A 10,276-nucleotide genomic window follows, 5' to 3' on the forward strand; every position below is an offset into this window, starting at 1 on the left:
TGGTTACCACGGGAGTTACAGAATGTGTGCGAGTATGCGATTCCCGAGCATTTAAGTCAACTATTAGACCTAGTGCTTTAGTCGGGTATGCATACGGGAGGCGGGCGCGAGTGTAGCAGACGAGGGGCGCGAGCACACGCCCCTTGTGTCGGGCTGGCGGAATCAATGCGGCTGAGTGTCGCCCTGCTTGCGCTCTGCGCACGCATCGGCGAAGTCATCGGCGGGCAGTGCCGGCAGCTCCTTGGCACAGTAGTCACTGCCCATCCTGGTCAGGGCGCCACACATCCCCTCCAGGCGCTCGTCGACTGCCTGCAAGTGGTCGAGCATCTGGCCGATGGCCCTGGCCACCGGGTCAGGCATGTCGCCGCTGACACCATAGGCGTCGAAACCGATCTTCTCGGCCATGGCCTTGCGCTTGGCTTCGACGGCATCGTCTTCGCTCTTGACGATGATGCGCCCTGGGATGCCCACCGCCGTGGCGCCGGCCGGCACCGCCTTGGTGACCACGGCGTTGGAGCCGATCTTGGCCCCGGCCCCGACCGTGAACGGCCCCAGCACCTTGGCGCCCGCCCCCACCACCACGCCGTTTTCGAGGGTCGGGTGGCGCTTGCCTTTGTTCCAGCTGGTGCCTCCCAGGGTCACGCCCTGGTACAGCGTCACGTCGTCACCGATCTCGGCGGTCTCGCCAATGACGATGCCCATGCCATGGTCGATGAAGAAACGCCGGCCGATGGTCGCACCCGGGTGGATCTCGATACCGGTCATCCAGCGCCCGAAGTTGGACACCAGGCGTGCCAGCCATTTGAAATCGCGCTTCCACAGGGCATTGCCCAAACGGTGCAGCCAGATGGCGTGCATGCCCGGGTAGCAGGTCAGGACCTCGAAGGCGTTGCGCGCCGCCGGATCACGATGGAAAACACTTTGAATATCTTCACGCAGACGCTCGAACATCGTTCAGTCCTTCCGTTTATGCGGCTCGCCCCGGACGACTTTCTGGGTCTCGGTGAGGATGCCGCGCAAAATGCTCATTTCCGTACGCTCGACCGAGCTGCGCCCATACAGCCGGCGCATGCGCGGCATCAGGTGCTTGGGCTTGGCGGGGTCGAGGAAGCCGATGTCCACCAGGGTTTTTTCAAGGTGGTCATAGAACAGCTCCATTTCGTCCATGGTCGCCAGCTCGTTGGCGTCCGCTTTCTCGACCTTGGGCGCCACGCCCGGTACCGCCAGCGAGGCCATGCGCACCTCGTAGGAGAGCACCTGGACGGCGGCGGCCAGATTCAGCGAGCTGAAGTCGGGATTGGAGGGAATGTGCACGTGGAAGTGACATCGCTGCAGTTCTTCGTTGGTCAGCCCGGCGTGCTCGCGACCGAACACCAGGGCGATTTCCTCGCCGGCCAGGGCATGTTCCACCGCCTTGGTGCCGCACTCCCGGGGGCCGATCAATGGCCAGGGGATGCTGCGCTCGCGGGCGCTGGTGCCCATTACCAGGTTGCAACCGACCAGTGCCTGCTCGAGGCTGTCGACCACCTGGGCGTTGTCGAGTACATCGTCGGCCCCCGAGGCGCGCGCCGAGGCATCGGCGGCCGGGAATTCTTTTGGCTGCACCAGCACCAGACGCGCCAGGCCCATGTTTTTCATGGCACGCGCAGCGCCGCCGATGTTGCCGGGGTGGCTGGTATTGACCAGAACAACACGAATATTTTGCAGCAAGGTGTTGTGCTCACAGACGCGGATGAAGAAGGTTTCGATCTTACAGAACCGACCAGCGTAACGCCATGAAAGCAAATGTGACACTTCTTCCGTCAAAGATTTCTGCTAGAATGTGCGGCTTTCTTCTTTAACATCTCCAGGTGACCTTCCCATGCAGCCTATGCTGAATATCGCCCTGCGCGCCGCTCGCAGCGCCAGTGAACTGATTTTCCGCTCCATCGAACGCCTGGACAGCATCAAAGTCGACGAAAAACAGGCCAAGGACTATGTGTCCGAGGTCGACCGTGCCGCCGAGAAGGTCATCGTCGAGGCCCTGCGCAAAGCCTACCCGAACCACTCGATCCAGGGCGAAGAGACCGGCCTGCACGCTGGCACCGGCGAAGAAGGCAAGGACTACCTGTGGATCATCGATCCACTGGACGGCACCACCAACTTCCTGCGCGGCATCCCGCACTTCGCCGTCAGCATCGCCTGCAAATACCGCGGCCGCCTGGAACACGCCGTGGTCCTCGACCCGGTTCGCCAGGAAGAATTCACCGCCAGCCGTGGCCGTGGCGCCCAGATCAATGGCCGTCGCCTGCGCGTCAGCTCGCGCACCAGCCTGGAAGGCGCCCTGCTGGGCACCGGCTTCCCGTTCCGTGACAACCAGCTGGCCGACCTGGACAACTACCTGGGCATGTTCCGCGCACTGACCGGCCAGACCGCCGGCATCCGCCGCGCCGGCTCCGCCAGCCTGGATCTGGCCTACGTGGCCGCCGGCCGCTTCGACGCCTTCTGGGAGTCGGGCCTGTCCGAGTGGGACATGGCCGCAGGCGTGCTGCTGATCCAGGAAGCAGGCGGCCTGGTGAGCGACTTCAACGGTGGCCATGACTTCCTCGAGAAGGGTCATATCGTTGCCGGCAACATCAAGTGCTTCAAGGCCGTGCTGACTGCCATCCAGCCGCACCTGCCCGAGAGCATGAAGCGCTAAGCGCCGATTGCGGAGCACAAAAAAGCACCTCTCGAGGTGCTTTTTTTATGCCGTTTTCATGGGAAATCGGTAGCTGTTTGGACTGCGCTGTCGCGCAGAGTAAAGCGTGGGAGCGGGCTTGCCCCGCGATGCGATCGATGTATGGCACCGGCTTCGCCGGTGATCGCGGGGCAAGCCCGCTCCCACGCTGTTGCTGCTAACCGATTAAATCCATAAGAGCGGCCGGCATACGGCTCACTGCCCCGCCTGGTTCTGGCTCAGAATCAACTTGCCGTTCTTGTCCACAGGGATGGTTGAGCCCGGCTCGTGGTTCATCTTCACCTTGCCCACCTGGTCACCGAGGGAATAGGTGACGTTGTACCCCACTACCTTCTCGCTGATGTCGTTGACCGTGCTGCAACGCGTCTGCATGGTCGTGGTGGTGTCACGCTCCTGCATGTATTCCTGGGTCTTGTTGCCCGCATAGCCACCGCCTACCGCGCCTGCGACCGTGGCGATCTTCTTGCCGGTACCGCCACCGATCTGGTTACCCAGCAGACCGCCGGCAATGGCGCCGACCACGGTACCGGCAATCTGATGCTGGTCCTTGACCGGTGCCTGGCGGGTCACAGCGACCTCCTTGCACACCTCGCGCGGTGTCTTCACCTGCTGCTTGATTGGCTGCACGTCGGTGACCTGGGCGTATTCAGGCCCCTTGTTCACCAAGCTGTAGGTCGCTACAGCACCTCCGGCAGTCACACCGACAGCACCCAGTACCGCACCCACCAGCATTGATTTATTCACCTGAACCTCCTGATCTTCCTTGCGGGTTCCAGCCCGCCTTCTCCCAGCCTTGGAGCAAAAAAAAAGGCGCGAGTTCAACACTCGCGCCTTTCATTACGCCGAACGGCGCTGAACGATCGTTTACGGACGCTCGTCCACGCCCTCGTTCTTGGCCGGCGGGATCAGGTCTTCACTGTTCAGGTTCAGCCAGATCAGCACCACGTTGGCGATGTAGATCGACGAGTAGGTACCCGCCATGACGCCGATGAACAGCGCCAGGGAGAAGCCGAACAGGTTGTCGCCACCGAAGAACAGCAGCGCCGCGATGGCCAGCAAGGTCGACACCGAAGTGGCGATGGTCCGCAGCAGGGTCTGGGTGGTCGAGACGTTGATGTTCTCGATCAGCGAAGCCTTGCGCATCACCCGGAAGTTCTCACGCACCCGGTCGAACACGACGATGGTGTCATTGAGCGAGTAACCGATGATCGCCAGTACCGCTGCCAGCACCGTCAGGTCGAAAGTGATCTGGAAGAACGACAGGATACCCAGGGTCACCACAACGTCGTGGATCAGCGAGACGATGGCACCCACGGCGAACTTCCACTGGAAGCGGAACGCCAGGTAGATGAGGATGCCGCCCAGGGCCAGGAGCATGCCCATGCCACCCTGGTCACGCAGCTCTTCACCCACCTGGGGGCCGACGAACTCGACGCGCTTGAGGGTGGCCGGGTTGTCACCGCCGGCCTTCTGCAGCGCCGCCGCGACCTTGTTGCCCAGCAGCGGATCATCGCCCGGCATGCGCACCAGCAGGTCGGTGGTGGCGCCGAAGCTCTGCACCACGGCCTCGTGGAAGCCCGACTCGACCAGCTCGGCACGGACGGCCTTGAGGTCCGCAGGGCGCTCGTAGGTCAGCTCGATCAGCGTACCGCCGGTAAAGTCCAGACCGAAGTTCAGACCCTTCTGCCACCAGCTGAACAACGCCAGCACGGTGAGGAGCACGGTAATGGCGAACGCGACATTGCGCACGCCCATGAAGTTGATGGTTTTCATCGCAGCTCCCTCAAACCCACAGCTTCTTGATGTCACGCCCGCCGCAGGTCAGGTTGACCATTGCACGGGTCACCATGACGGCGGTGAACATCGAGGTGAAAATCCCGAGGGACATGGTGACCGCGAAGCCTTTGACCGGGCCGGTACCCATGGCGAACAGGATGCCGCCCACCAGCAGGCTGGTCAGGTTGGCGTCGATGATCGCGGTGTACGCACGGTTGAAGCCTTCGTGGATGGCACGCTGCACCGACATGCCGGCGTTCAGCTCCTCGCGGATACGCGAGAAGATCAGCACGTTGGCGTCGACCGCCATACCCATGGTCAGCACGATACCGGCGATACCCGGCAAGGTCAGCGTGGCGCCCAGCAGCGACATCAATGCCAGCAGCAGCACCATGTTGCCCGCCAGGGCGACGGTGGCAATCACGCCGAAGCCACGGTAGATGGCGATGATGAACAGCGAGACGAACAGCATGCCCCACAGGGATGCATCGATACCCTTGGTGATGTTGTCGGCACCCAGGCTCGGGCCAATGGTACGTTCTTCGGCGAAGTACATCGGCGCAGCCAGACCACCGGCACGCAGCAGCAGGGCCAGCTCGGACGATTCGCCCTGGCCGTTCAGGCCGGTGATGCGGAACTGGCTGCCCAGCGGCGACTGGATGGTCGCCAGGCTGATGATCTTCTTCTCTTCCTTGAAGCTCTGGACCGCAACGTCTTTCTCGACGCCGTTGACCGTCTGCTTCTCGTAGTGAGTGACCGGCTTCTGCTCGATGAAGATCACCGCCATGCTGCGCCCGACGTTGGAGCGGGTAGCGCGGCTCATCAGCTCGCCGCCGTGGCCGTCAAGGCGAATGTTCACCTGCGGGCGACCGTGCTCGTCGAAGCTGGCCTGGGCGTCGGTGACCTGGTCACCGGTGATGATCAGGCCGCGCTCGACCGGGGCGGAGCGGCCGCCTTCGCGGAACTCGAACACCTCGGTGGTGGCTTTGGACGCACCCGGCTCGGCGCCGAAGCGGAACTCCAGGTTGGCGGTCTTGCCGAGGATACGCTTGGCTTCGGCGGTGTCCTGCACACCCGGCAGCTCGACCACGATGCGGTTGGCGCCCTGGCGCTGTACCAGCGGCTCGGCCACGCCCAGCTCGTTCACACGGTTGCGAACGGTGGTCAGGTTCTGCTTGATGGAGTATTCGCGGATTTCGGCGACCTTGGCCTGGGTCAGCGCCAGGCGCAGCACGGCGAGCTCGTTGCGCTCGGTGGTGGTCAGTTCGAAATCATTGAAATTCTTGCGGATCAGGCTGCGGGCCTGTTCGCGGGTAGCGTCGTCGGCGAAGCCCAGCATGATGCCGCCATCCTGCTGAGGCAGGCTGCGGTAGCGGACGCGCTCTTTGCGCAGCAAGGTCTTGACCTCGCCTTCGTAGACTTTCATGCGGGCAGTCATGGCCTTGTCCATGTCCACTTCCAGCAGGAAGTGCACACCACCGGACAGGTCCAGGCCCAGCTTCATCGGGCTGGCACCCAGGTTGCGCAGCCACTGCGGGGTGGTCTGGGCCAGGTTCAGGGCCACGACATAGTCATCGCCGAGGGCCTTGCGCGCCACATCCTTGGCTGGCAGCTGGTCTTCCTGGTTGGTCAGGCGCACCAGCGCACTGCCCTTCTCGCCCAGGTTGCCGCCTTTCACCGCGATGCCGGCATCGGTCAGCGCCTTGGTGACGCGATCGAGGTCAGCCTGGCTGACATGCAGCGCGGAGCTGGCGCCGCTGATCTGCACCGCCGGATCATCCGGGTAGAGGTTGGGTGCGGAATAAATAAAACCGATCGCAAGTACCGCCACGATCAGCAGGTATTTCCACAGAGGGTATTTGTTCAGCATCACGCCGCCCGTTCAAGACGCGGGGCGCTTTGCGCGCCCCGACTGGAAAAATGAAACCGGTAACTCAGATAGCCTTGAGCGTACCTTTTGGCAGGGTCGCGGCAATCGCGCCCTTCTGGAACTTCAGCTCGACGGTGTCGGACACTTCCAGAACCACGAAATCATCGGAAACCTTGACGATCTTGCCGGCGATGCCGCCGTTGGTGACAACTTCGTCACCCTTCTGCAAGTTGCTCAGCAGGTTCTTCTGCTCTTTGGCACGCTTGGCCTGCGGGCGCCAGATCATCAGGTAGAAGATGACCAGGAAGCCGACCAGGAAGATCCACTCGAAGCCGGTACCGGCTGGACCGGCGGCAGGGGCTGCAGCGTCCGCGTAGGCGGCGGGAATCAAGAAGCTCATTGTGCACTCCTAATGCAAATTTTCTAATAATGGATGCAAACAGTCAGTCCAAAGGCGGCACAGGGAGCCCGCGTTTGGCGTAGAAGGCGTCGACAAAGGCGGCCAATTTACCCTGTTGAATAGCCTCGCGTAAACCGGCCATCAAGCGCTGGTAGTGGCGCAAGTTGTGGATGGTATTGAGCATGCTGCTCAACATTTCGCCGCACTTGTCCAGGTGGTGCAGGTAGGCGCGCGAGAAGTTGGTGCAGGTGTAGCAATCGCAGGTCGGATCCAGCGGCGATTCATCATGACGATGGAACGCATTGCGGATCTTGATCACCCCGGTGTCGATGAACAGATGGCCGTTGCGCGCATTGCGCGTGGGCATCACGCAGTCGAACATGTCGACGCCGCGGCGCACACCCTCTACAAGATCCTCCGGTTTGCCTACCCCCATAAGGTAACGAGGTTTGTCAGCCGGCATCTGGCCTGGCAGGTAGTCCAGTACCTTGATCATCTCGTGCTTGGGTTCACCCACCGACAGGCCACCGATGGCCAGGCCATCGAAGCCGATGTTGTCCAGGCCTTCCAGCGAGCGCATGCGCAGGTCCTGATACATGCCGCCCTGGACGATGCCGAACAGCGCCGCGGTGTTGTCGGCGTGAGCGTTCTTCGAGCGCTGTGCCCAACGCAGCGACAACTCCATCGAGGTGCGCGCCACGTCGTGCTCGGCCGGGTACGGCGTGCATTCGTCGAAGATCATCACGATGTCCGAGCCCAGGTCGCGCTGCACCTGCATGGACTCTTCCGGGCCCATGAACACTTTCGAGCCATCCACGGGCGAGGCGAAGGTGACGCCCTCTTCCTTGATCTTGCGCATGGCGCCCAGGCTGAACACCTGGAAACCACCGGAGTCGGTGAGGATGGGGCCTTTCCATTGCATGAAATCGTGCAGGCCGTTGTGCTTCTTGATCACCTCGGTGCCCGGGCGCAGCCACAGGTGGAAGGTGTTGCCAAGGATGATCTCGGCGCCGATGGCCTCGATGTCGCGCGGCAGCATGCCCTTGACCGTGCCATAGGTACCCACCGGCATGAACGCCGGGGTCTCCACGGTGCCACGGGGGAAGGTCAGCCGACCGCGACGGGCCTTGCCGTCGGTGGCCAGCAGTTCGAACGACATTCGACAGGTGCGACTCATGCTTGATCCTCTGGGCCGCGTGGCGCCGGATTGCGGGTGATGAACATGGCATCACCGTAACTGAAGAAGCGGTAACCGTTCGCCACCGCCGCCGCATAGGCAGCCATGGTCTCGGGGTAACCGGCGAAGGCCGAGACCAGCATCAGCAGCGTGGACTCCGGCAGGTGGAAGTTGGTCACCAGGCAGTCGACCACATGGAACGGCCGGCCTGGGTAGATGAAGATGTCGGTGTCGCCGCTGAACGCCTTGAGCACGCCATCGCGCGCTGCGCTTTCCAGCGAACGCACGCTGGTGGTACCCACGGCGATCACCCGGCCACCACGAGCACGGCAGGCTTCGACGGCATCGACCACATCCTGGCTCACTTCGAGCCACTCTTTATGCATGTGGTGGTCTTCGATCTTGTCGACCCGCACCGGCTGGAAGGTGCCTGCGCCCACATGCAGCGTGACGAAGGCGCGCTCGACGCCCTTGGCAGCGATCTTTTCCAGCAGCGCCTCGTCGAAGTGCAGCCCGGCGGTGGGCGCAGCCACGGCGCCTGCGCGCTCGGCATAGACCGTCTGGTAGCGCTCACGGTCGGCGCCCTCGTCCGGGCGGTCGATGTAGGGCGGCAGCGGCATATGGCCGACACGTTCGAGCAGGGGCAGCACCTCTTCGGTGAAGCGCAGCTCGAACAGCGTCTCGTGGCGCGCGACCATCTCGGCCTCGCCGCCGCCGTCGATGAGGATCACCGCGCCTTCTTTCGGCGCCTTGCTGGCGCGCACATGGGCCAGCACGCGATGGCTGTCCAGCACCCGCTCGACCAGCACTTCCAGCTTGCCGCCGGAAGCTTTCTGGCCGAACAGCCGTGCCGGAATCACCCGGGTGTTGTTGAACACCATCAGGTCGCCGGGGCGCAGATAGTCGAGCAGGTCGGTGAACTGTTGGTGGGCCAGCGCGCCGCTTTGGCCGTCGAGCACGAGCAGGCGGCTGCCGTGACGCTCGGCCAACGGGTGGCGGGCGATGAGGGAGTCTGGGAGTTCGAAAGAAAAATCGGCGACGCGCATGATGATGTTCGGTTCGACAGGGCCGGGAAGTTTAGCCCAATGCATGAAAATTGACCATGAAAGACGATTGACCGACCTCATGCGCCTCTCTATACTGCGCCGCGACAAGCCCTGATGGCGGAATTGGTAGACGCGGCGGATTCAAAATCCGTTTTCGAAAGGAGTGGGAGTTCGAGTCTCCCTCGGGGCACCAAAATCCAGAAAAAACCGACCTTATGGTCGGTTTTTTTGTGCCTGGAATTCGGGGAAAGCTGGGCAGACCGTACCGGCTTCATCGCCGGAAAGCCCACACTGTGAACTTGCACGTCCGCTGTGGGAGCTGGCTTGCCGGAGCGCCAGGCCTGAACCCTGTACCGCCCAAGGCGGGAGCTGGCTTGCCAGCGATACGCTGCGACAGCGGCGCCCGCTTCACTGATTCAATCTTGCCCCCACGTCTTTAAGACTTTCCCCATTCCCTGTAGTCCATTTCCCAAACATACTCCAAACCCCTTTCAAGCCATTGCGGTGGTCTGGGTCGGGTTTTAGTCTCGGCCGGTCGTTGCCAAATCAACGACCGGCTTTGACAGGCTGACTTGCAGATACCTCTTATGGCTTCGCCTTTCTGGCGGCTGTACGTGGGGCACCTCGTGTGCGCCGGGTTTCTCTGCTCTCGGTCTGTCAACCCGCGTATAGCTGCCACCCATTTGTTTGACAGCCAATGGTGGTAGCTCCGACTGAACTAGCGGAGAGATACACCATGATAAAAATTGTCCCCGACCCACCGCTTTCCCCTGAGAAGTCCCACTCCCTGGAAGACCTCCTGGTCCAGATCTCGGAGAGGCTCTTCTGCGCCCTTTCCATCATCCACCTGCACACGCCGGCCCATGTCACGCCCTTGGGCCGAGGCCTGTCGCTGACGACCACCCACGAGATCGAAGCCGCCCGTCAATTGGCGGAACTGGCATTGAGCAAACTGCAGGTCAAGCACTGACCAGGGAGAGACCGTGAGCGACGACAGGACTGCCCCGCGGGGCAACAGCTGCATAAGCTCTAAACGGCCCTGTATGAGGCTCCTGGACGCCTTGCTGGCCACTGCAACACCAACGCCTCATGCATAGAGCGTGGGAGCGGGCTTGCCCCGCGATGAGGCCCGCCCAGCTAACCTCACTGCCTGAGTGTTGCCTTACCAGAGCTATCGCGGGGCAAGCCCGCTCCGACAAGTGCTCTACGCCAGCCTGGCATGGTCGCGGAAAAGACAAAACCCCTATCTGCATGCGCAGATAGGGGTTTTGCGAAATGAATCTTGACG

10 protein-coding genes and 1 tRNA gene are annotated in these 10,276 nt (G+C 62.3%); 3 read left to right on the top strand and 8 right to left on the bottom strand.

Features of this window, described 5'->3' with window-relative positions; all coding sequences use genetic code 11:
- Positions 1–162 precede the first annotated feature (162 nt).
- Both cysE and trmJ read right to left on the bottom strand, forming a co-directional pair.
- Positions 163–951 carry a serine O-acetyltransferase gene (cysE, locus tag DM373_RS10510; protein ID WP_110993504.1) on the bottom strand — a complete coding sequence of 263 codons (789 nt, stop codon included), beginning with the start codon at positions 949–951 and terminating at the stop codon, positions 163–165.
- 3 nt (positions 952–954) lie between these two features.
- On the bottom strand, positions 955–1,710 hold the full coding sequence (gene trmJ, locus DM373_RS10515) for a tRNA (cytosine(32)/uridine(32)-2'-O)-methyltransferase TrmJ (protein WP_110993512.1): 756 nt from the start codon (positions 1,708–1,710) through the stop codon (positions 955–957).
- 151 nt (positions 1,711–1,861) lie between these two features.
- On the opposite strand from trmJ, the gene suhB reads away from it, so the two are divergent.
- Complete coding sequence (gene suhB / locus DM373_RS10520) at positions 1,862–2,680, top strand: type III secretion system regulator SuhB (protein ID WP_110993505.1); 819 nt, start codon at positions 1,862–1,864, stop codon at positions 2,678–2,680.
- A 234-nt stretch (positions 2,681–2,914) separates the two neighbouring features.
- On the opposite strand, the gene DM373_RS10525 is transcribed toward suhB, so the two are convergent.
- The 6 genes from DM373_RS10525 to queA form a co-directional block, all read right to left on the bottom strand.
- On the bottom strand, positions 2,915–3,463 hold the full coding sequence (locus tag DM373_RS10525; RefSeq protein ID WP_110993506.1) for a glycine zipper 2TM domain-containing protein: 549 nt from the start codon (positions 3,461–3,463) through the stop codon (positions 2,915–2,917).
- A 120-nt stretch (positions 3,464–3,583) separates the two neighbouring features.
- Positions 3,584–4,492: a protein translocase subunit SecF gene (gene secF / locus DM373_RS10530; RefSeq protein ID WP_110993507.1), complete on the bottom strand. Its 909-nt coding sequence runs from the start codon at positions 4,490–4,492 to the stop codon at positions 3,584–3,586.
- 10 nt (positions 4,493–4,502) lie between these two features.
- On the bottom strand, positions 4,503–6,365 hold the full coding sequence (secD, locus tag DM373_RS10535; protein ID WP_110993508.1) for a protein translocase subunit SecD: 1,863 nt from the start codon (positions 6,363–6,365) through the stop codon (positions 4,503–4,505).
- Between the two features lie 64 nt (positions 6,366–6,429).
- A complete protein-coding gene (gene yajC / locus DM373_RS10540; protein ID WP_008092587.1) occupies positions 6,430–6,765 on the bottom strand; it encodes a preprotein translocase subunit YajC in 336 nt (111 codons plus the stop codon).
- Positions 6,766–6,808: 43 nt separating this feature from the next.
- Entirely contained in the window at positions 6,809–7,924 is a 1,116-nt protein-coding gene (tgt, locus tag DM373_RS10545; RefSeq protein WP_167409821.1) for a tRNA guanosine(34) transglycosylase Tgt, read from the bottom strand.
- 14 nt (positions 7,925–7,938) lie between these two features.
- Positions 7,939–8,988, bottom strand: coding sequence for a tRNA preQ1(34) S-adenosylmethionine ribosyltransferase-isomerase QueA (queA, locus tag DM373_RS10550; RefSeq protein ID WP_110993513.1), 1,050 nt, complete (start codon positions 8,986–8,988; stop codon positions 7,939–7,941).
- A gap of 108 nt (positions 8,989–9,096) precedes the next feature.
- Here queA and DM373_RS10555 point away from each other — a divergent pair.
- Positions 9,097–9,181 (top strand) — tRNA-Leu (locus tag DM373_RS10555).
- 543 nt (positions 9,182–9,724) lie between these two features.
- Positions 9,725–9,958 (top strand): hypothetical protein, encoded by a 234-nt coding sequence (locus DM373_RS10560; protein ID WP_110993510.1) that lies wholly within the window; start codon positions 9,725–9,727, stop codon positions 9,956–9,958.
- The last annotated feature ends 318 nt before the right edge of the window (positions 9,959–10,276 follow it).

Origin of the sequence: Pseudomonas sichuanensis, assembly GCF_003231305.1 — a bacterium.
In the GTDB taxonomy this organism is placed as follows: domain Bacteria; phylum Pseudomonadota; class Gammaproteobacteria; order Pseudomonadales; family Pseudomonadaceae; genus Aquipseudomonas; species Aquipseudomonas sichuanensis.